At 38.6% G+C, this 21,814-nt stretch carries 16 protein-coding genes; all 16 read left to right on the plus strand.

The features are described from left to right. Positions 1-1,212 (plus strand): sigma-54-dependent Fis family transcriptional regulator (locus tag KAS42_01005; protein MCK4904810.1); only part of this gene is annotated, 1,212 nt, incomplete at its 5' end. A 69-nt stretch (positions 1,213-1,281) separates the two neighbouring features. Continuing rightward, positions 1,282-2,337 (plus strand): hypothetical protein, encoded by a 1,056-nt coding sequence (locus KAS42_01010; GenBank protein MCK4904811.1) that lies wholly within the window; start codon positions 1,282-1,284, stop codon positions 2,335-2,337. Positions 2,338-2,887: 550 nt separating this feature from the next. Next, entirely contained in the window at positions 2,888-3,418 is a 531-nt protein-coding gene (locus tag KAS42_01015; GenBank protein ID MCK4904812.1) for a prepilin-type N-terminal cleavage/methylation domain-containing protein, read from the plus strand. A 9-nt stretch (positions 3,419-3,427) separates the two neighbouring features. Next, positions 3,428-4,117, plus strand: coding sequence for a type II secretion system protein GspG (locus tag KAS42_01020; protein MCK4904813.1), 690 nt, complete (start codon positions 3,428-3,430; stop codon positions 4,115-4,117). Between the two features lie 2 nt (positions 4,118-4,119). Continuing rightward, positions 4,120-4,686: a prepilin-type N-terminal cleavage/methylation domain-containing protein gene (locus KAS42_01025; GenBank protein ID MCK4904814.1), complete on the plus strand. Its 567-nt coding sequence runs from the start codon at positions 4,120-4,122 to the stop codon at positions 4,684-4,686. Then, complete coding sequence (locus KAS42_01030) at positions 4,683-5,363, plus strand: prepilin-type N-terminal cleavage/methylation domain-containing protein (GenBank protein ID MCK4904815.1); 681 nt, start codon at positions 4,683-4,685, stop codon at positions 5,361-5,363. Before KAS42_01025 ends, KAS42_01030 begins: the two co-directional genes overlap by 4 nt. A 170-nt stretch (positions 5,364-5,533) precedes the next feature. Further along, positions 5,534-5,671 (plus strand): hypothetical protein, encoded by a 138-nt coding sequence (locus tag KAS42_01035; protein ID MCK4904816.1) that lies wholly within the window; start codon positions 5,534-5,536, stop codon positions 5,669-5,671. A 46-nt stretch (positions 5,672-5,717) separates the two neighbouring features. Next, positions 5,718-5,927 (plus strand): type II toxin-antitoxin system HicB family antitoxin, encoded by a 210-nt coding sequence (locus KAS42_01040; protein MCK4904817.1) that lies wholly within the window; start codon positions 5,718-5,720, stop codon positions 5,925-5,927. After that, positions 5,927-6,157, plus strand: coding sequence for a type II toxin-antitoxin system HicA family toxin (locus tag KAS42_01045; protein MCK4904818.1), 231 nt, complete (start codon positions 5,927-5,929; stop codon positions 6,155-6,157). The genes KAS42_01040 and KAS42_01045 overlap by 1 nt, the downstream gene beginning before the upstream one ends. 60 nt (positions 6,158-6,217) lie before the next feature. Continuing rightward, a complete protein-coding gene (locus KAS42_01050) occupies positions 6,218-6,988 on the plus strand; it encodes a prepilin-type N-terminal cleavage/methylation domain-containing protein (GenBank protein MCK4904819.1) in 771 nt (256 codons plus the stop codon). After that, positions 6,985-11,259 (plus strand): general secretion pathway protein GspK, encoded by a 4,275-nt coding sequence (locus tag KAS42_01055; protein MCK4904820.1) that lies wholly within the window; start codon positions 6,985-6,987, stop codon positions 11,257-11,259. Before KAS42_01050 ends, KAS42_01055 begins: the two co-directional genes overlap by 4 nt. A gap of 362 nt (positions 11,260-11,621) precedes the next feature. Continuing rightward, complete coding sequence (locus KAS42_01060; protein MCK4904821.1) at positions 11,622-16,784, plus strand: DUF2341 domain-containing protein; 5,163 nt, start codon at positions 11,622-11,624, stop codon at positions 16,782-16,784. Positions 16,785-17,365: 581 nt separating this feature from the next. After that, a complete protein-coding gene (gene pilM, locus KAS42_01065; protein ID MCK4904822.1) occupies positions 17,366-19,243 on the plus strand; it encodes a pilus assembly protein PilM in 1,878 nt (625 codons plus the stop codon). A gap of 2 nt (positions 19,244-19,245) precedes the next feature. After that, positions 19,246-20,034 carry an Amuc_1100 family pilus-like protein gene (locus KAS42_01070; GenBank protein ID MCK4904823.1) on the plus strand — a complete coding sequence of 263 codons (789 nt, stop codon included), beginning with the start codon at positions 19,246-19,248 and terminating at the stop codon, positions 20,032-20,034. 126 nt (positions 20,035-20,160) lie between these two features. Beyond that, the gene (locus KAS42_01075; GenBank protein ID MCK4904824.1) at positions 20,161-20,895 is read left to right on the plus strand and encodes a hypothetical protein; all 735 of its coding nucleotides are present in this window, start codon (positions 20,161-20,163) and stop codon (positions 20,893-20,895) included. Next, complete coding sequence (locus tag KAS42_01080; GenBank protein MCK4904825.1) at positions 20,895-21,800, plus strand: hypothetical protein; 906 nt, start codon at positions 20,895-20,897, stop codon at positions 21,798-21,800. Before KAS42_01075 ends, KAS42_01080 begins: the two co-directional genes overlap by 1 nt. Positions 21,801-21,814 lie beyond the last annotated feature (14 nt).

Below are 21,814 nucleotides of genomic sequence, written 5' to 3' on the forward strand. Positions count from 1 at the left end.
ATGCGGTCTAAGGGGTACGATATACCCGTAATATTTATCACAGCTTATGGAAGTTTTGATTCCGCAGTAGAGGCTTTAAGACTGGGAGCATACGACTATATAACTAAACCTTTTGAACCCGAAACTGTTATTCATACAATCCAACACGCTCTGGAGCATAAGAAACTCGCAGAAGAAAATATCTATTTAAAAGAAGAACTCCAACGCAAATCCGGATTTGAAGAACTCATAGGCGATGCAGAGTGTATAAAAAAAGTATATGCTCTTATAGAAAAAGTTGCGCAGTCAAAAGTTCCTGTTCTTTTAAGAGGCGAGTCCGGCACGGGGAAAGAATTAGTCGCCCGAGCTATTCATAAAAGAAGCGGACGAAAAGACAAAAATTTTGTGGTTATAAATTGCGGAGCATTACCCGAGACGCTTTTAGAGTCGGAAATATTCGGGCACGAGAAGGGCGCATTTACGGGCGCAGACAAAAAAAAGCTGGGAATTTTTGAAGTTGGAAATGAAGGCACTATATTTTTAGACGAAATAGGTGACCTTTCTCTTTCCGTTCAAATGAAACTTTTACGTTTCCTGCAGTCGGAAGAATTTATACGTGTGGGAGGAATTGCTCCGATAAAAGTTAATGTAAGAATAATATCCGCCACAAATAAAAATTTAGAGAAATTAATAGAAGAAAAAAAATTCCGTGACGATCTCTATTATCGTATAAATACTGTATCCATTAATATTCCGCCCCTAAGAGATAGAAAAGACGATATCCCTTTATTGATAGACCATTTCTTGAAGAAATATAGTAAAGAAGACAATGTCCCGCTCAAAAAAATTTCCGCCGAAGTGTTTCGGATTATTTGCGAATATCCTTGGCGCGGGAATGTAAGAGAATTGGAGAATCTTATAAGAGCTGTTTTGGTGCTTTCTAAAGGAAATATAATAAAAATAGAAGACCTTCCTCCTGTCATAAGGCGTATAGATAGTCATGACGCTTCGTCTCAAGGAAATAATGACATTTCTCTTTCTTCTTCAAGCTCAGGGCAAAAAGAAACATTCTCGTTCAAACAGATAAGAGAAAAAGCTGAGAAAGAATATCTTATCTATATACTAAGACGAGCACAGGGAAATATTACGAGGGCTTCTAAATTAGCAGGACTGTCAAGAAGGCACTTCTATGACAAATTACAACAATATGGAATAAAACCGCGAAAACTATAAAAAGTTACAAAGGCGCAAAGTGAAAAGCAAAAAACTATGTGCCTCTGTGCCCGATACTTTTTTAAAAAAATGCGTAAAGGCGTATATATTCTTTTAATCTTTCTATTAATGTTGGGGCTTCTTGCTTTTTTCCCCATCATTGTCAGTCCCGAATTTTCCAGCAGAATCTATTTCGTTTCTTTATTTTTCTTCGCAATCGGTTTCCTATTGGCGCTTATTCTAATACTAACCTTTTTAATCCCCTTTAATCTTTTTACAAAAAAGACCCGTTATAATCCAAAATATTTAGACGAGCTTTCATCAATATCCATGCAAGCCCGCAAAGAAATGAAAGAAATGAATGAAAGATTGGACAGAGAATTGAAAATTAAAAGAAAACAGTTAGAATCAATGGGTTCCGAATTATTATCAACTCAAATAGAACTTCTTCAGAAAGAAAAATTGGCGTCTTTGGCGAAGATGGCCTCAGGCGTAGTCCATCAGATAAGAAACCCGTTAGCAATAATAAAAAACGCTACTTATCTTTTAAAGAAAAAAATAGGAAATCCCGCCATTAAAAAAGAGGCGGGCAGGGATAAAAATCTAAACGAGGAAATTAAAATTATAGAAGACGAAGCTGATAGCATGAACAAAATAGCGGGGGAATTACTCCAGTTTGCAAGGACAGATGAACGAATAATGTTGGAACCGATTGATTTAGGCGTTCTTATCCGTGGGATTTTAAAAGAAACGGCTATAACACAAAAAAACTATAAAAAAGTAAAAGTTGAAAACGAACTTCCCGATTCTTTATCTAAAGCCCAAGGCGAGAGAGAGAGTTTGAAACAGGCAATTTCAAACATTATATCCAATGCCTATCAGGCAATGCCCAGAGGCGGAACCCTAAAACTCCAAGCGCATGAAATAGGTAAAGAAATTCAAATCGATATTTCCGACACAGGTGTGGGTATTTCACCTAAAGAAAAAGAATTGATATTCGAACCGCTGTTTACGACCAAGGGCAAGAATGGCGCGGGACTTGGACTGGCAATATCATACGCTATCATAAAAAAAATAGGCGGAGATATAAAAGTAAATAGCGAGGAAGGTAAAGGGACCATTTTTAGTTTATTTCTTAAGAAATAAGAAGGAAGACAAAATATGGAAAAACATACTCTCTCTTGTCATTGCGAGCCAAAGGCGAAGCAATCTCAAATACGAGATTGCCACGCTCACTGTGTTCGCTCGCAATGACAGTAAGTGGGTAATAGCTCGCCATGACAGATGACAGATTTTACGAGGAACGACGGATGAGAGATGATGGACGAAAAAAGAGAAATACAAACTCGTCCAAGCGAACGTAGTGAGCGGACATCCATCGTCTATCGTTCATCGTTAATACTCCGAAAATAGTGAGGAGTATTAAAGTGTGCAAAATAGTTTACACTTGCGGAAAAAAGTGGAGTATAATAGAAAGAAAATAGTTAACGGTTTAGGGTCTATAGTTACTAATGAGTGAGAAAGTATTTTACATTGTGTGTCATTCCCGAATAGCTTTTATCGGGAATCTATTTATGACGAAAGAATGGATTCCTGCTTACTACGTGCAGGAATGACAGTTCACAAACTATTTCTAATTGTATTTCAATATTATATTGGCATAAGAGTTGCTTAATATATAAAAGGAGGATGAGTTATGAAAGTTAAATTACCAATTACTAAAGGGGGCTTCACCCCGTTAGAGATTAAATCAAAAGAAGAATTAGCTTCTAATAATATTGCAAGAGCTAATGAGAAGACAAGGATATTTCCGATTAGTTACGGTCGCCAAAGATACAATGGCGACCTATCTCTAACGGGGTTCACCCTTATAGAACTTATGGTTGTAATTGCAATAATAGGTATTTTAGCGGCAATAATGATACCAAATGTCATTAAACACCTGGAAAAAGGGAAAGAGGCTAAAGCAACTGCAGATATTGATATCCTTGTGAAAGCAGTAAGCCTTTTCCAGATTGATAATGGAGAACTTCCAGGGCAGTTGTCCCAGTTATGGCTTACTGGTGTTGGAGGTCCTTATATATCCAGTGATGAGGGGGAAAGTTTAGATACTCCGTGGGATGGTACCTATGTGATTACATCGGGAACAAGCTCATATACTATTGCAACTACTGACATTGGCAACGAGGGTGAACCAAAAGTTTCAAAAAAAATAATTTTTGAATAAGGAGGAACAATGAAGAAGAAACAAAAATTCAGTAATTACGAATTACCTTTTATCCCCAAAAAATCGGAGATTTTCGGGGACTCAATCCTCGGAATTTCTCTGAAATTCCAGAGGGCCAATTACCATTTGCCAGAAGCAGGTTTTACATTGATGGAACTTATGGTGGTTATAGCAATAATCGTTTTACTTGCCGGAATTATGACGCCCAATGTAGCAAGAAGATTGGAAAGAGCGAAAATGACACGGGCCGAAGCCGACATAGCCGCAATTGAAAACGCTATTGCCATGTATGAAAATGATACAGGAAGATATCCTGAAGATACGCATTCTACTGCATCTTGGGATTCAATAGACGTTTTAGCTTGGAGACTTACTGCTCGAGAGCCTGATGGTACTCCTGAACCACTTATTAGTAATGATCGCAACTGGCATGGTCCCTACATAAAAGGTATAGACGAGGACTCTTGGAAGGAATATTATGTTTATATGAAAAATGAACATTCTACTAATCCTCCTACTCAAGGAACTGATTATCCAGCTTCTGGTGATGGTGGTTCTGTTGATGCTCCTCCTAATCTTGGTTATTACATCTATTCCATGGGTAAAAATAAAAAAACAGGAACAATAGCGGGAACTGATTATTATGAAGACGACGTAAATAATTGGGATGTGAAAAAGAGTTGGAGAGAAGAGTATTAGAAATGAAAAATAAAAATAATTACCAATTACCCCGCCTGCCAAATATTGGCGGGCAGGCATTTACGGTTTACCGTTTACGAAAAGGCGGTTTCTCCTTCATCGAACTGATGACTGTTGTTGCGATTATGGCGGTTTTGGTTGCTGTTTCTATGCCTATGTTCAGAAACTATACACGCGGCAGAAATTTGAAAGAAGGGACTAATATGATTATATCCGCTTTAAGAAGAACAAGAAACACCACTATCACGGAAAGAAAAAGATACAGGACCGTTTTTGATGCTCTAAATCATGCCGTTGCTATCTATAAAGAGGATGATATTGTCAATCCCGCAGAAAACTGGAAGGCTTTGCCTGAATTTGTGGAGTTTGATACGAATTTATTTGCCGATGAAAAAAATTATACTACTACTCCTGATATTTACTATTTGGAATTTGAATCTGCCGGTGGTTTAAGCTCTGAACATGACGTTACTCCCCCATATAAAGATATTGGCATTGTAGAAACATCTACCCAGGATACTAATATCATAAAAGTTAATAAACTTACTGGTAGGATAAATGTAGAATGATAAAAAAAATCTTCAAAGTACCAATTACCAATTATCCCCCAAAAATCAGAGATTTTCGGGGACTCAATCCTCGGAATTTCTCTGAAATTCCAGAGGGACAATTACTAACTACCAATAAAGGTCTGACTTTGTTAGAAATGGCGATATCAATGGCTATTCTTGCCATAGCTTTGGTTGCGCTGGCAAACCTTTTCCCTATCGGCTTGAAGTTGTCCCGAAGAGCATCTACTTTTTCGGAAGCAAGTATTCTCGCGCAAAGAGTGCTCGAAAATATAAAAACAGCCGCATCGGTTTATGATGGGGATTATGCAGGATATATAGGAGACCATGGAGATTTCACAACAGGTATCCCAACTGATGTGAGGAATGGGAATGGTATAGGATACTTTGAATTAGCAAGCCAGGATACATGTCCCTTTGTTGATTCGGATGCAACTATTACTATAGGTACAACTATACAATATAAATATAATAATACAGATATGGATGTTTATATTAAAGCTGAAGATTGGGATGCTAACGGTAATGGAAAAACATGGCCATTAGATGGAGATTGGGACGATGTTTTATTAAGCCAAAAAGTATATGTCGCTGTTTACTGGACGGAAGCGGATAGAGACAGAGCCGAAACATTTATCACCTATATAGCGAACCCGTTTTATGAAAAGTATAGATAAAAAATAAAACGGAAATAAATGGAAATACGTAGAAATACAGTGGATATATGTAGTGGTTGAGCTTGCTCGACTGTATTGAATGCAAAAATGCAAAGTAAACTTTGCCACTACTGAGAAATATAAATGAGACAGATGACACCATCCAAACAGACGGCGGGCAGGGAGGACAGATGACAGAAACGAAAACAATAAAAGACAAACGCTTGTCATTGCGAGCCCCGACAAGTCAGGGCGAAGCAATCTCAAAGACAGGCTCGGAACAAGATGTGCAATCTAAAAATGAGATTGCTTCACTCCATTCGCAATGACAAATAAAAATAAAATAAAAAGGGTAAAAGAAATGGGGGAAAAGATATGACCTATAGAATTATAATTGAAAAAGGCGAAAATTTTGGTTATGTGGCGCATTGTCCTGCAATTCCCGGTTGTCATTCGCAGGGGGAAACACTCGAGGAAACAATTGAAAACATTAAAGATGCAATACAAGGCTGCCTCTCTGTGTTAGGTGACCAGATAATGTCAACGAAAACAAAAGAGGTTGCTACAATGGAGGTAGTTGTGTAGTGGCAAAATTACCGGTTGTTTCTGGAAAAGAAACTATAAAAGCATTTGAAAAAGCGGGGTGGTATGTGGAAAGACGAGCAAAAAGCAGACATATAATAATGAAAAAGAGCGGAATGGAAACTACTTTGTCTATTCCGGAGCATAAAGTTTTAGATAGAGGGCTCCTTCGCGCTTTAATAAGAGACGCATACATTTCGGTTGATAAGTTCAACGAATTGTTAAAGAAATGAAAAGCTAAATAATAATGATTAAAAAGTTTATAGTTTATGGTTTAAAGTTTATAGAAAAAAATGAGAAAAGAAAACAATAAAAGACAAACGCCTGTCATTGCGAGCCCGAACATTGTGAGGGCGTGGCAATCCCAATATTTTAAAAATAGATTGCTTCACTATGTTCGCAATGACAACAACACTGGTTTAACTTTAATCGAAGTCATGATAGTGGTAGCCATACTTGCTGTTATATCTACAACCCTATTTTCAGTGTTTCAAAGCAGTTTATTTTCACAGCGAAAAGGCACGAATAAAGCTATTATATATTCCGAAGCCCGAGCCGCCTTAGATATGATGTCCAGAGAAATAGAAAAAGCGTTTGTGGATGAGAGGATTGGGGCTGAATGCTTGGGATTAGATGGCACGGGAGATTTGCCCGACACTTTTTGTTTTATCGCTCCATTAAATCCTGATAATACAAAAGAAGTCGGAAAGTATAATGGGGAATTATGCGAGGTGGGTTATTGGTTAGCGGGTAATGAACTTAAAAAAGGATGGACTACCAAGAAAAATAATTTTAAATTTTTCGATATTGGCAATAAAAAAGATTTTGGAAACGAAAATGCTCTTATTGGAAGTGTTTCTAATCTTCAGTTTGAATATTTTGATGGACAACAGTGGACTACCGGTGCTAATGCCGGTTGGTGGGATGACGGAGCAGGAAATCCTAGACAAGATTTACCCCGCGCAATAAAAATCACGCTTGTTATGCAATACGAATCGGAAAAGGATGAGATAAGGCACGACACTTTTATTACGATAGTCAATATACCCGGGAGCGGACAGTGAGCAATAAATTAAAAATCAAATATCAAATATCAAAAATTTCCAATTCTCAATTACCAATTACCAATTCCTCCGGTATGGCTCTTGTTATAGTTGTTGCGATTATCGCCGTTCTTTCGTCCATAGGAATTACTTTTATGTATACGATGCGTATGGAAGAAAAAACCGCGTTTAATTATATGCAGGGTTTGAAAGCGTCCTATATCGCAAAGTCGGGTATAGAGCACGCAATCACAGTTCTCAAATCAGACGGCAGAGATACGGGTTTTGTTGCGTATAAAACTGATAAATGGGGATATAGAAATCAAAGTCCTAATAGTATCTTTAGCGCAGAGGATGATATCAACGATAGTAGTATAGATAACGATGATGATACTATTACTGTAAGTGATGATAGTTGGGGGAGCGGTATGGATTCCCGCTGGCTCTATGTTGCCGATGATAACGGCGATACTGTAGGTCGTTATGCGGTTTTAATAATAGACGAATCAAGCAAGATCAATATAAATACGGCGGGATATCAAGTAGTTGGTTCAGATAATTGGGATAATTCCCCTAACGACCCGCGACAAGGATGGAAACCGTTTGAAATAAGTTTGGAGAAGTTTTTTTATGCAGGTAGTCCGACGCAATTAGATTATTGGGATCTTGGCGGGGTGACTACTCAAGATTTAGCCAGTAGAATTGTCAATTATCGCTACGGGAGTGAAGATGGCCAATTAGTCCTTCCTTTGGAAGAACCCGGCAAAGATGGCGAAGATGATAATGCAGACAGTATTATTTTAGAACACGATGATATTGATAATAATGCCGACGGGCAATTTGACGAAGAAGGCGAGGGGTTGGATGACCCTTATGAATTTGTTGCTTGGGATCAATATGATAATGACCAGCCGTTTATTACTATTGAAGAAATAAAGAACATATTTGATGTTGGTCCAACAATATTTGATAATCTCAAACCCTACATTACTGTATATTCTTCGGATGAAAATACCACCGATTCGGGATTCTTGAGACTTAATATAAATTTACTCAAAGACGCAACTACTCTTTATTCGGTTATGTATTCTGCGTGGGAAGATTTAATGGCTCTCTATCCCAATGATTATTCCTACGAAGAACTCAAGCGATTAGCCGCTCAATGCGCGGTTAATACGATTGACTATGCAGATACAGACAACGTTTCCACTTTTCTTGAAATTTCTCACGAAGATACGGGACTATCTACGAATGCAAATAGTAATATCTTGGAAGATAATTCGGATCCTTGGGATGCTGACGAATGGATCGGCGCTAAAATTACTGTTGTTTTTGATGACTCGGGGACAAAAGTAAAGCAGGTTCGGACAATTTACGACAATGATGAAAATACGGTATGGATAATCCGCAGTTGGGATGCAGGCAGTAATCCCCCGAATGGTTCCTATTATCATATCCAAGATAATGCAGTAGCCTGCGGTGTTGAAGCAATAAGGATAAACGAGATTATGGTAAAGCCCGCATATCAATGGGAAGCGGAAGAACTTTTCGAGCAAAGGTTGGGAGGAGGAACGGGATGGCATGATACAGACTTATATTATAAGGGCATTTATTCCGAAACTGCATCCACACTTACTGACCCTAAAACTATCACCGTCGATATGGAAATTTTGCGTGAAGGATTTTATAGATTAAGAGCGCTTACTTATTCCAGCGCGCCTGATACCGGGATTGTTGCTTTGGGTAGTACTCCGACAAATTTAGAGACTTCTTCTGGGGAAAACTGGGAAATCGATCAATGGGAAAGCGCCTTAGTTACGATTTATTACAATCCAACAGGTACAGGAGTTGGACAGGAACGGCGGGTTGTCAGTAATACAACAGATACATTAAATATAGACCCAAGCGAACCTTGGACAGATGTTCCCGCTAATGGTGATTTATTTAGTGTTGCGCAAGACCATAGTTTTACTATTACCCTTAGATCAGATGCGCCTGATGATATTGTCAAAGAAGCGGGTACCCGTAATATAGGCGGTTGGTTATTGGAAGATTTGGGAATTATAGAGGTAAAAGATGCGGGTTTGGGCGAAATAGAATTGAAGACATCGGAAAATACCAACGAACATAACGGCGCATATCTTGATTACATTCAATTGTCCCAACAACCGGATTGCGAATATGTCGAACTTTTAAATATATCGGATAATGATGTGGATATCGGCGGATGGGTTCTTGCAACTTCTGCCGGATGGACGGGAACAATTCCCGATGGTACTATTATAGAAGCGAGAGATTATATGGTTCTGGCGGTGGATAAGGACGATAGTTTATCGTTGGATTTTGACCAGGACGACGATGATGTTCCTATAAAAGCGCAAGACAATATATTTGTTGAAAATACTTGGTTTGACGGAAATAATTCTGATAGAGTGGTTCAATTGCAACTTTCAACCGCTCCCATAAACATTGCGGAAGACGGTTATGGCGATACGATTATTCTCTCCGGCAGTATATTTACGGATTCGCCGATTGAAATCCCGGCAGGTAAAGAGGAGTCTGGAGAGTATATTGTAATAGGTGAAAACACCTTACAGATTGGTAGTTCCCCCTGGCTGAATAACCAATGGAAAGGCGCTACCATCGCGGCTATTATTGAAGTTGATAATGTCGATAGTACGATTACCCGTCAGGTTGTCAGCAATACTCCTGATACGATAACTATAAGCACTAAATGGGAGTGGGAGAGTAGTGCTGTTGTTGATGAAAGTTCATCTAATCGTAGCTATTACATATTCTTTAAACCTATGGCTGTTACTCTATATAAAGGTTTGCTGGCTGACCAGCAGATTGTATCGCAGGTTAATTATTTGGCAGAAGATATAAATAGGGTATGTTATACGCAGGATAACGGCGTAAAGGTTTACGGTTTTGTCGCTTTAGAAAAAGACGACCCGACTGTGGTCTGGGATAGAAACAATGACGGGATAGATGATTGGTGGCACATTAACATTGAAGGTGACGAAGTGCTGACTATATCGGGGGAACCTGTGCGTGGCGGGACACCGGGTGGGGAAAACAGCGTATGTATGGAAAATCCCGCGCTTGCCGTAAATGCGAATGTGCCAAATATGCCGTTTGCAACGGTAGGAGATATTAAAGATGTCAGCAGAATGAGAATTGAAGATTACGGATGGGCTTCGGATGGAGGCGATGATACCTTGAAAATTCCCAGTTCTCTTTGGACATCCGGTGATTGGGAAGGCGCATATATTTTAATCGCATCCGGAAAAGGCGCGGGACAAATAAGAGAAATTAAAAGCAATACTTCAAATGAAATAACCGTAACTCAAGATTGGACGACTAATCCCAATGATACCTCTGAATACATCATCTTCTTTGAATGGTCTAGGATAGGATATGATGAATTAGCTTACGAAGATACAAAACTTGTTCAACGCATTGCCGATAAAATAACCGTATCGCAGAAGAGGTTGGAAGCGGAGAAGGCTTATCCTGATGTGGTGAATTGGGATTATGAACCCAATCCGGTTGATATATTTTTAACTCCTTTTTATTTTAATACAGATGATGATGAGCCTGATACTTGGTGGTGGGGGATTAGAGATAGGATTCAGCCCGAAAACGCAAATGGAATTTATGACCTTTACATTAAAGGGATGATAGAGAACGACAGCGGGCTTGTTGAAGTTATAGTTACTACATCAGTCGACGATGTCATAATAACTGACAGTAAACTTCTTGAGTTTACTCCTGACAGGACTGCTTATTTTGGACAAATTCAGATTGGAGGGAAAATTACGAATGACCCTCTTGCTGATACTGACCTTTTGGCGATATGTGTTGAGAAAAGAGCAGGCTCCAATATAGCTTATTTCGACGCGATTATTTTATCTCCCGAATATAGGACTTATGGCAGAATAAATATAAATACTGCTGATACTGTAATATTGCAGGCATTACCGGGAATAACTACATCAACGATTGCTAACGATATTATAAATCATCGAGAAAATGATATAGACCCTTTAAAGGGTCCCTTCAAAACCATCGGAGAGATTTTAAATGTTGAAGATGCAGGCGGTAGCAAAGTTATTAATTTGGAAACCTTCTCCAAAATCTCAAACCTTATAACAACTAAATCTAAAGTTTTTACTATAATATCTACGGGGCAGGCGCTTAGGGAAAGTGATAAAGGCGATGTTGTTTATGATGGCAAAACATACGAAATTTTAGGCGAGAAGAAATATATGGTGGTGATGGAGAGATGATAGTAAAATCAAAAATTAAAATGCAAAATGCAAAATTAACAATTGGGAAAAGAAAAAAAGGAAATAGAACAGCATAAGACAGAGGACAGCCCGTGAACCAGAGATTTTGTTTTACAAAATCACGGTTCAGGACTGGAGTGAACCGAACTTGTTCTGGTTCACTCCAGAAAACAGAAAGAACAACGATGTTGTCATTGCCCCGTGAAATCCGTAGGATTTCGTGGCAATCTAAAAACGAAATTGCTTCGCCTTTGGCTCGCAATGACGGGAACATGGCATAGAAGTTGCGTAAATAATTGTAGTTGCCGATTCATCGGCAAAGATGGAAATACAGTAAAGATAGTATTGGAACGGAAATGAATATGAATAAACTATTTAAAAACAAGTTTTTGCGGGAGAATTTAGTCCTTCTTATCATTCTAGGGCTTATTTTTCCTCAATACGCATTTTCGGACGCGTGGGTTGCGGATACGGGCAATGACCAGGTAAGCCGACTTTATAAGGATGGACATGCGCCGACTGTTATAAAAGTAACCGATGTGGGTGAGGACGGCGATACAGTTGCCGTAAATATCAACCCTACGGGTCTGTTCTATCCCGGATTAAAATTGAGTTTTGGAATGAATCGGGCAGATGTCTATGAGATTGACAGTGTGGACTCTGATATTGTTAATGGATGGGTGATTAAATTTACTTCTCCTTCTCCTAACCTCGTAGATGAAGAAGTTACTGCTGACTCTCCTATTTATATGGAATTGGTGCGTTCGGGCGGATTTGAATCTCCCGTTTCGGTTTCCACAAATACATATAATACGAAAGTGTGGTTCGCAGACGATTCAACAAATGATTCGGGCATTACTCAGTTTACTGGCTGGGGCAGGGATGAGCCGTCTGATACGCCGCTAGTAAAACCCTGGGTATTAGGAACATTTTGGGGTGGTGAAAGTGAATTCAATCTTCTTAGCCAAGATAAAAGCATCTATCCGGGAATAAAAATAGATTTTTACAGCGATAATCGCGCTGGCAATGTTTTAGAAACGAAAGATTTTGATATAGCAACTAATTATCTTGCTACTACGGATGATTTGCTTTCAAGCCATTCCATTATTGATAAAGAGGCGGCAGTTATTCATATAGATAGATTCAGGGACAAATCGCTAATTTCTCCAAAAAGCGTCTCTGCCAATTCTATTACTAACAGAAAGAACTCCGAATACGATACAGCTTGGGCGGTCGATACAGGGGATAGTTCGGTAGTGAAATATACTCAAGAATGGGAATATAGAAGGACAATCAGCATAGACCCGACAAAAATAGACGCTCCGGGTTTAACCAATTTCCCATTAATGGTCAAGCTTGATTCAACCCGAATTGATTACGGCAATACAAAAGATAATGGCGAAGATATAAGGTTTACTGATGTGGAAGGCACTCCGTTAAGATATGAAATAGAAAAATGGGATGAGACCGATCCTTCCGTTGTTTGGGTCAAGGTGCCCGAGATAAGTAATACAGATACTACCATTGTATATATGTATTACGGTAACTCTGATGCTACCGATGCGCAGGACACACAAAATGTATGGGATAGCAACTTCAAGATGGTTCAGCATTTGGATGAGACATCGGGGACACATTATGATTCAACAGCTAATGCGAATAATGGAACTCCTATCGGAGGAGTAATCCAAAACGCTACTGGCAAAATAGATGGAACTGATGATTTTGATATCGGCTATATTGAAGTACCTGGTTCCAGTAGCTTAAACTTTGGTTCGGGTACAGATTTTACAATGACGGCATGGATAAAGGCAGCGGTAACACAACCAAATTATCCTGCAATAATAGGTAGAAGAAACCCAGATCCTTACAATGGTTATATATTTTTTCTTTTCAATAATGGGAAATTGGCAGTCCAATTGAATGATGGTGCCGGGACAAACTATCAATCGACAAGTAGTGACCTGCGTGATGATACTTGGCATCATGTAGTGGCAACTGGTGATAGGAATGGTTTTTTAATCTTTTATGTTGATGGTGTGTTCCAAGGCCAATTTGGTATTTCCAGTAAAGGAAGTATTGACTCAACCAGGAATGTGTTTATTGGATGGGAGGAGGGAAATCCTGGGGCAGCATATTTTGACGGCATGATTGACGAAGTTCGTATCTCTGATATAGCACGTTCTGCAGAATGGATTAAAGCAAGTTATTATTCCCAAAACAATGACCTTTTAAGTTATGAAGAAACGGAATTTTTCGGTACTCAAATAAATAAAGACGGCGCGTATGGAATTGGCAGGATTAAAAATACTGGGGATACCGTTATAGGAATTATAAACAACAACATTGTATCGGCCTCCATCGGAAGCGGATGGCAGCAAGTTGTTCTGGTTTATGATGGCGTCACTCAAAAATTATATGTCGGCGGAGATTTGGTGGCGGATACCGATTTGTCTGAACCGATAAACATCAATATCAATGACTTTATAATTGGGGGTAGTAGTTTTAATGGTCCTATCGACGAAATCCGCATTTCCGATACAGCCCTTTCTGACTCATGGATTAAGGCGAGTTTTGCCTCGGAAAGTGATAAATTTATTGACTACGACGAGCCAGAAGAATCTATCGGGCTTACATTAGAACCGGCTTTGAACAACAATATATTAGACGGTTCCTCTGTTGCCAGAGAACTTGCCAGAATTAGCGGATTTACCGAACCGGTGGCGGTTGCCGTTGATTTTGCTTCCGGTGATTGCTGGGTAGCGGATGGTAGTGATACGGTGGTTTGGATAAATGGTGATATTGGCGAAGCGGATATATCTACGGCAGGATATAATATTAACACTAATGCCGGCTATCACAGAATAATAACAGGTTTTGCTGACCCTGTTTCCGTAGCTATCGACCCTCTTTCCGGTGATTGCTGGGTTGCGTGTAATGATAATGCGGATTCATATATTGTCCGGTTGGATAAAGATGTTTCGGACGGTTACGCTCTAAACGGCAATCGTCATATTAAAATTTACGGGTTTGATTTGCCTAATGCGGTATCTATTGACCCTTCCACAGGCGATTGTTATGTTGCTGACGGAACTGATGGCGGACAGATTGTCCGACTCGCTCCCGAAGGACATAAATATACCGGATATATGGTGGACGGCAGTTATAGCGAAGGCGACGCTATTATTAATTTGTCTTTAGATACTATCGCTGATAGTCAGGACACTCTGCTTTATCGTCCTCTCAAAGTAAGTTTCGGAAATTTCACTACTGATATAGAACCTGTTTATGAAATAGAAAGCGTTGAATATGACAATGTTAATGATAACGCGGTTATAACGATTCTTTCTGGGCTTGAGCAAAATATATCAAGCGGAATTAAACTTAACAAGGAACTTGCAAGAGTAGGCGGGTTTGATTCGCCGACCGCTTTGTCAGCTTTTAAAGGCTCTGATTTGGGGTTGGGACTGCATCCTTGGCGTTTGCAGGTAAGAGAATTTTATGATGTAGCCGGAGTAAAATATCCGTCTGAGGGCGATGACGGATGGAGAGACTTTCCGGCTAATATACCTATTCACGATGCTACTCCTCAGTTCAGGTGGAGATATATAGATATAGACGGCGATTATAGGCCGCTGGATTCATATCAGATAAGAATTTGGACGCTTCTTGATGATGGCGGTGATTTTGTGTTAGATCTTGTATGGGATTCTGATGAATTACCGGTTGACTCAGGACGCGAAATTTATCCGGGACAATGGATATACTCAGATTGGGATAATGTTTCGGGAACTAACAAAGAAAACGATTCGACGGGTATTTATAGCACAGATTATGGTAGTTCCGACGAGGATGACTGCCCAGACCTTTCGCAGATTGACGACCCCGATACTGATTTAGGCGACAGAACATATTTTGTCCAGTTGATGGTTAAAAATAGAATTAATTTAAGTAGCGATACCTATCCACAGGGAGAACCACCAAGTTCCGATACGTCTATTATCGTCTTTACTTTAGATAAGACGCCGCCCGGTTCATACAGAGTTTGCGGGACGGAAGTTTTTGTGCCTGTGCCGTATGATAATACGGATAATGATAAAGACAATATAAAGAAGGATTACACGACTCCTACTACTATTATAGATGCCGACTATTACCAGACGGATAATTATTATTGGGACGAGGTCTGGGTTCAGTGGGACGGCGGAGATACGGAAATTGTAGGCAATACTTCTATGTGGATTCCCAAAAAACAAGTAACTGTTAGAACTAAAGTAAAAGACAGGAATAATGAGAATCTGCCTGAAGGGACTGAGCCGGAACACAAAGGACATAATACTACGCCTGTTACGGAATTTCCGGAAGATGCTACAAATTGTTCCGGAATATCGCTTAACGCTCAATATAGGTTCCGTTCTACATTAATGGCGGCTGATGAATGGAGCGAGTGGTTTGATTGTGAGGAAGTTCGTCTTTATGATGAAGATGCCCTTATGTCCAATAATCAGGGACAGCGTTTGCTTCAGGGGGGTGTAAAAGATGACTTTGTTTGGTTGTATGCGAAGAATGTGCTGTTTGCCGACGGTGATACGAATCTTATTCAATTTAGAGTTCTTGATGAAGGATATATGGAAGTGAGTAAGATTGCAGAAAATGCTTTAGGTGACACGGCAGAAGTCTGGATTGCGCCCAATATGGGTTATTCGCATGCGGATACAATAATAGAAAAGATTAGCAGTATAGAACATCAGACATCAAGTGTGGAATTTGGTTATAAACTAAAAATCGATTCAAATGTTCCTCAAGTTATACTTGTTAACTATCCGTCTAATCCGTATCCGCATAGTTTTGCTTCTTTTAAATGGGTTGCGATTGATACGACTCCGTGTCGGTTCAAATACAAATTGGAGTGGCTGGATAATAGCGATAATTGGGTTGCTGATAATGATGGTGATGCAAGTGACGGCGAAGATTGTGGTTCGGGAACAACAGGTTATTCTAGTTCAAACGATGACGAAGATTGGACTATTGATGCAACTTCTGTGTCTTATGAAAACTTACAAGTGGGCAGATTGTATAGGTTCTGGGTAAAAGCGAAAGATTTGGACGGGGTCGCTTGTGACATTGCCAATGTTTCGCGCAGAGTTTCAACTCCTGCCGTCTGGGTATGGTATGTTTCTCCCGAAGTTCCTAATACGATTATTACTTATGGGCCGTCGGGGCAAACCACAAATAATTCTCCTACTTTCAGATGGAGAGGAGTAGGGGGAATGCCGCCGTATACATATAATTGGAAATTGCGCGGATCTTCTTTACATGACGAGGGAGTCTCATATACCTATAAGGATGATTTTCCTCCTTTAAATCCGGGCACTTATGTCTTTGAAGTACGGGCAAGCGATAACAACGGAAGCGACCCGACTCCTGCAAGGAGAATATTTACGGTAGTTGATCCGGATCATCCGCCGTATTCTACTGTTTCTCCCAAAAACATTTATAAATATTTCCGCGAAATTGGGGAATAAGCTAACAAATTCCTAATTTCCAATTACCAATTTCTAAAATGAACCAAAAACTCAATCCCACCTAAAAATCCCACCTCGGAGGTGGGATTGTAGGGTAGTTGCTCCGACATTACGTCGGAGCGTAGTTCATATCGGCATTATCAAAAAGCCCATAAATGGGCAACTACAATTATTTACGCAACTTCCACGTCACATTCTCGTCATTGCGAACCGCAGGTGAAGCAATCTCGTTTTTTAGATTGCCACGCCCTCACTACGTTCGGGCTCGCAATGACACATATTTAGTTTGTATTAGACGTTGAGCATTTTATTAGGAATTTAAGTAGAACAAGACTCAAGTTTATCCCAAATATATTTCGATTATATTTCTAATTTTATTGTAGTTGCCTATTGAACGGTGTAGTTCATGTCGGCATTATCAAAAAGCCCATCTGTATTGAAAATGCAAAGTCAACTTTGCCACTATAAACATTTCATTGGAAATTAGAAATTGGTAATTAGAAATTTACATTTCATGTATCTTGACCGAGTTTATTAATATTGTTATACTTTCTTTTCCTTCAGTAAAGAGATAATACAAAATGGCTAAAACAAAAATTAAATCTGCGATAGGAATAGAATTTACCGGCGACCATATAAATTTAGTAAAGTTGGCTAAAACTGCGGAAGGTATTGTTTTAGTTAAAGCAAGGTCGATAAAATCTTCCTTAGGTAAAAAAGAAGAAGATAAAAAAGTATTAGTCGAAAATACAGTTAAAGCTTTTGAAGGATTGAATTTTGAAAAGGATGAAATTTCTTTAGGTGTGGGAGGGCATACAAGTTTTGTAAGAAGGGTAAAATTACCGCCGGTATCGCATTCAAAACTAAAACAAGTAGTATCTTTTGAGGTTCAACAGCAGGTTCCTTTTTCTTTAAGTGAAGTAAGATGGGACTATCAGGTAGTTTCTCCTATCAGCAAAATCCCGGGACCTGTAATAGTGCTGATAGCCGCTATAAAGCAAAGTTTTGCGGAAGATTTAATTAAACTCTTACAGGAATCTATAAATAAAACTCCCGATATTGTTGATACCTCTTCGCTTGCTTTACATAACTGTCTTATTTTTAACGATTTGTTATCTAAAGAAAAAGTCGGTATTTTAATGAATTTTGGGTATAGTTATACGGATGTGTCTATTGAGAACAAGGGGGAAATTGCGTTTACTCGAGCAGTTCCTATCGGCAGAAGAAATATATTGAGGAAAATCGCAGAAGCAAGGAAAGTAGAACTTGAAAAAGCCGAAGAGATTCTTGAAACAGAAGATGTTTCTTCTGTAATTCTGCCTATTTGGGAAGATTTAATCGCTGAAATTAAAAGGACTACTACCTATTATCTGTCGCAGGTAGAAAAAGTAACCCATTTCCAATATATGTATATGTCGGGTAAATTTCCAAAGAATTCTAACATCTTCGAACTTTTGAATAATGCTTTTAAAATAGAAATAAAAGAAGTCAACCCTTTTAATAAAATCCGTTATAATCCGGAAGCATTGGCTAGTAATGTCAGCAATTTCTCCGTAAGCACAGGATTAGCTCTTCGGCTCTTGGAACGTTCATCGGTTGAAATAAATCTTTTGCCTATCAAAATTCTAAGCCAGAAAAAATTAGCGAATAAAAGATTGTATTTTATCGCTTCTTTTGTTGCGCTGTTTTTAATAGGATCTTTTATGTTGGCGTTGGATGCAAGAAGCTATAATTTCACGAAAGAAAAAATCAGTATAGTGAAGCCGATTTTAGATACTTATACCCCTTATATATCTAAATTAGATATATTAAAAAAGGAGCAACAAACTATTACAAGTCAACTTAAAAATATTGAGGGGGTTCTTAAACAAAAATCTCAATTATCTGAAATCCTTCTTGAAGTTTCTGAACTTACACCGTTTGATATATACATCACAGAGATATCTACCGCAACATTTACTCCTACGACCGGAAGATCAGGAAGAGGAGGCTCCTCCGCTGGTGCTACCATGAGAACGACTGCTCCTACAAGGGTAGCGACTACGAGAAGAAGAGCGGTTCCTACTATGGCTGAAGAAACTCCTTCCGATAGGATAGATTACAGGGGGACAAGACAGACACAATCCCAACCGGCATTGGAGAACACGGCTGCTTCTTTGAGAAGTAAAATATCTTTGAGCGGTGTTACTGCTTCCTATCCTACTGTTGATGAATATATAAAACAATTAAAAACTTCCTCGTTATTTAAAACCGTAGAATTAATTTCAGTGGCATCTACTTTGGAAGCGGGGCAGAGTGGCAGAGTAACCCAGCCGACGGCGACGGTTAGAGGCGCAAGAACAACTCGGTCGACGGCGACAGTTAGAAGCACAAGAGCAACTTCGCAGGCAACAGGAGCATCATCGACAGTTCAAAAAGACGAAGTTAAATTTATACTTGAAATAGGTTTAGAGAAATAATAATGTTAAAACAGAGCCTTCCATATCTAATAGCATTAGCTGTGTTGATAATGGTGTTTTCATTGTTTGGCTATCCGTTATTTAAAAAGTCAAATGAAGCGGATAAACTCTTGGCAGAAACTATTGTCAAACTTGAACAGATTTATTCGTCTGAGAATTTGCCCTCTAAAGAGCTGGTCGATTCTATGCAAAAAGATAATGAGCAATTGAAAGAAAAATACGAAAATTTGAAAGCGAAATTGCCAGTATCGAAAGAATTAACGCTTCCTGAAGGCGTTAATCGTCCTCTATTTTTTCTTGAAGAATTTAAAAAAGTAAAAGAAAGAATTAAGGTCAAAGCTTTAGAAAGAAAAGTTCAGATTTTAACCGAAGATTTTGGATTACCTAATTTTTTACCATCAGAAACAGAAGCGTCTCAATTAATAAGAAGCCTATATATTACGGAAATAATTGTTAATTTGTTGATTGATGTTGGAGTAAAATCAATAGATGTTATAGAGTTGGGGGCGGCACAAAATGCGAATATGTATGAAGATTTTCCTCTAAACTTAGGAGTGAAATGCGATACATCTTCTTTGACCAATCTTTTGTTTACATTGGAAAATACTGACAAGGGATTTTTTACAATAAGAGAGTTTTCTCTTGGTTCTTCTATTTCTTCAATAACAAGTAGCAGAACGGCGACTGGATCTAATGTGACGGCTCGGAGAGATTATCGTTCGCCAGTTGCATCTGTATCTGAAAAAAATATACAAGTTGATTTGTCGCTGTCCGTTATTAGATGGAAATAAATAGGATTGCAATAAAGTTTTGACAAGTTTGTAGGCTCAGATGTAAATAGTTTTTTTGTTCATGGATTTTTCGTTTATACTGGGATAGTCGTTATGAGGTGTTGACGACTCTGTGGGGTAAATTAAATGGTTAACAATAATATTTTACTTTGGGGTAAAGAGAACTATGAGAAATTGATTCTCGGTGTTTTTGTGATTTTTTTAATCCTAACCGGGATACGGATGTTTTCAGGAGTGAATAAAAAAGAAGAACTTAAAGATTTTGAAAGGGGAATTCAACCACCCAAAACCTCGGGTATACAATCAGGCGGGGGCATATATAATATCGATTTGGGTGCTTACATAAAAGGGAAATCAATGTCCTATTATCAACCTATATCTGAACGAGCTATGTTTTTCCCGGTTGAAGTTAAAGGACCAATTACTCCGATTGCGCCTCGGATGAGTTTGCAATGCATCGGGATAATTTCTAAAGCCGATGGCGTTCTTGTAGCTACTTTAAAGAATTCCAGGACAGGCAATCTTTATAATGTAAAAGAGGGAGAGCAGGCGGAAAATTTCATGGTGATTTCTATTACTCGTAGTGTTGTTGTTTTAAGCGACAAAGCCGGACAACATAGATTAAGTGCTCCTGCGGTGCAGATGTCTTTCAAACTTACGGGCATTATGCCTCTCGAGTCAGGTTCTAAAGAGGCGATGTTACAGAATGAAAGCACAAAGAGAACCTACTTTGTAAAAGTAGGTGACAAAATCAAAAATTGGGAGGTCTTGAGTATTTCTGAAAATACAGTTATAATTTTCAGGTCGGATGCTGGTAAATATGAATTAAAGACCGGAGGCGAGTTTAAACGCATACAATAATGAGAACTCTAATAACTTTTTTTGTAATTCTATCTTTGTTTATTTTGCCGAGTTTATTTTTGGTAAAAAGTGCTTATGCTGATACTTTAAATAAAGATATTGGTCTTAGCTCTGAGGAAAGAACATCAATTCGCAATTTTGAAAAACAGACTAAAAAATCTATTAAAGATGCGAATTCGCTGATAAGAAAAAAAGAATTAGAAAAAGCCAGAAAAGGATTAGAGAATGCATTGATTTCAGTAAAAGAAAAAGTTTCTGTTTACGAAAATAATGCTCGGATTCTTGTTTCAAAGGGAAAAGAAAATGGCGCTAAAATTTATTATAGCGAAGCATCTTCTCTTGAGAAATTAGCAATTCAAATCTCTAAATCTTTGCAAGAACTTGCGCCGCTTGAAAAAAAATATAAAGCTGAAAAACTTCGCGGAGAATCTGCTCAATATGCAACCGAAGGATTTAAATATTTAAAAGCGGGCAATTTAGATAAAGCGGATGCAAATTTTAAGAAAGCTATTGATATCTATTATGATAACCGCAGAGCTAAAGGTGGGCTTGTGGCAGTAGAAAAAGCTCGCATTCGTTCTAATGCTCGGCGTGTGTCGGAACTTTTAAAATCTGCGCGTAATAATATCCGAGCAAATAATTTTGATAAGGCAGAAAAAGAATTAAAAGAAGTACTGATGCTTGAATCCGGTAATCGTCAGGCTTTTAACTATTTAAAAGATATAGAAAAACAAAGAAACATTAAAGCCCAATTGCAACAAAAACATCGGGTGCAAGCGGAATGTAGAGGAATAAATAATGTTATATCTTCCGCAAGACAACAAATGGAAGAAAATAAATTAGAGGAAGAAATCAGTCAATTAATAGGACAGATTAGAATTCAAATAGAAGAAGAAGGAGAATAAATCCTTCGGAAAAG

It is taken from the genome of bacterium, assembly GCA_023135785.1.
Taxonomy (GTDB): Bacteria; CAIJMQ01; CAIJMQ01; order CAIJMQ01; family CAIJMQ01; genus CAZNJA01.

Bases quoted from the DNA above. Each gene is read 5' to 3' on its own strand.
- KAS42_01010 (MCK4904811.1), top strand. From the start codon at position 1,282: ATGCGTAAAGGCGTATATATTCTTTTAATCTTTCTATTAATGTTGGGG.
- KAS42_01015 (MCK4904812.1), top strand. From the start codon at position 2,888: ATGAAAGTTAAATTACCAATTACTAAAGGGGGCTTCACCCCGTTAGAG.
- KAS42_01020 (MCK4904813.1), top strand. From the start codon at position 3,428: ATGAAGAAGAAACAAAAATTCAGTAATTACGAATTACCTTTTATCCCC.
- KAS42_01025 (MCK4904814.1), top strand. From the start codon at position 4,120: ATGAAAAATAAAAATAATTACCAATTACCCCGCCTGCCAAATATTGGC.
- KAS42_01030 (MCK4904815.1), top strand. From the start codon at position 4,683: ATGATAAAAAAAATCTTCAAAGTACCAATTACCAATTATCCCCCAAAA.
- KAS42_01035 (MCK4904816.1), top strand. From the start codon at position 5,534: ATGACAGAAACGAAAACAATAAAAGACAAACGCTTGTCATTGCGAGCC.
- KAS42_01040 (MCK4904817.1), top strand. From the start codon at position 5,718: ATGACCTATAGAATTATAATTGAAAAAGGCGAAAATTTTGGTTATGTG.
- KAS42_01050 (MCK4904819.1), top strand. From the start codon at position 6,218: ATGAGAAAAGAAAACAATAAAAGACAAACGCCTGTCATTGCGAGCCCG.
- KAS42_01060 (MCK4904821.1), top strand. From the start codon at position 11,622: ATGAATAAACTATTTAAAAACAAGTTTTTGCGGGAGAATTTAGTCCTT.
- pilM (MCK4904822.1), top strand. From the start codon at position 17,366: ATGGCTAAAACAAAAATTAAATCTGCGATAGGAATAGAATTTACCGGC.
- KAS42_01070 (MCK4904823.1), top strand. From the start codon at position 19,246: ATGTTAAAACAGAGCCTTCCATATCTAATAGCATTAGCTGTGTTGATA.
- KAS42_01075 (MCK4904824.1), top strand. From the start codon at position 20,161: ATGGTTAACAATAATATTTTACTTTGGGGTAAAGAGAACTATGAGAAA.
- KAS42_01080 (MCK4904825.1), top strand. From the start codon at position 20,895: ATGAGAACTCTAATAACTTTTTTTGTAATTCTATCTTTGTTTATTTTG.